This is a genomic window from Leptolyngbya sp. CCY15150 (genome assembly GCF_016888135.1).
In the GTDB taxonomy this organism is placed as follows: Bacteria; Cyanobacteriota; Cyanobacteriia; order RECH01; family RECH01; genus RECH01.
Genome location: NZ_JACSWB010000022.1, coordinates 1 through 464 on the forward strand (window position 1 = coordinate 1; position 464 = coordinate 464).

General features: G+C 58.8%; 1 protein-coding gene. It reads right to left on the reverse strand.

The window, feature by feature from the left end; all coding sequences use genetic code 11:
- The coding region (locus JUJ53_RS24430) for an IS1634 family transposase (protein ID WP_239124650.1) at window positions 1-464 on the reverse strand (464 nt) is incomplete at both ends.

Genomic DNA, 464 nt, shown 5'->3' on the forward strand with positions numbered 1-464 from the left:
CACCCGTCTGGTCTAGTTGGGCTCTGAGCTTGCGCTGCCCCAAACTATAGACGAGTAGGGTCAAGACCATGACGAGGGCGAGGGCTTCTACTCGTTGAGGCTTTTTGACAAAGACGCTACTGGTGAAGAAGAGCGGGTCTTTGAGGAAACGAAAGCCACGCTCAACCTGCTGCTGTCCCTTGTACTCGCGCAGCAACCGTTCGGCAGGATAGGTCTGCGCGTCTAGGACATTGGTCGCCAGGATGAAGCGTCGATGGCGCTGTTGGCACTGAACCTCGTACTCAGCCGTGCGTTCCAGGATCGCTTGCCACGGATACCCTATCGTCGGTGGCTCTGAGGGGTTAGCCCGCTTGGGGCGACCGGGGGGACGCTTAGCGGCAACCGCCACCAGGGTGACCTGAGTGAGTTTATAGCCGGTGAGGGTGTCCTGAAAGCGCATCAGCGCTGAGATGGCATCGGGTTTA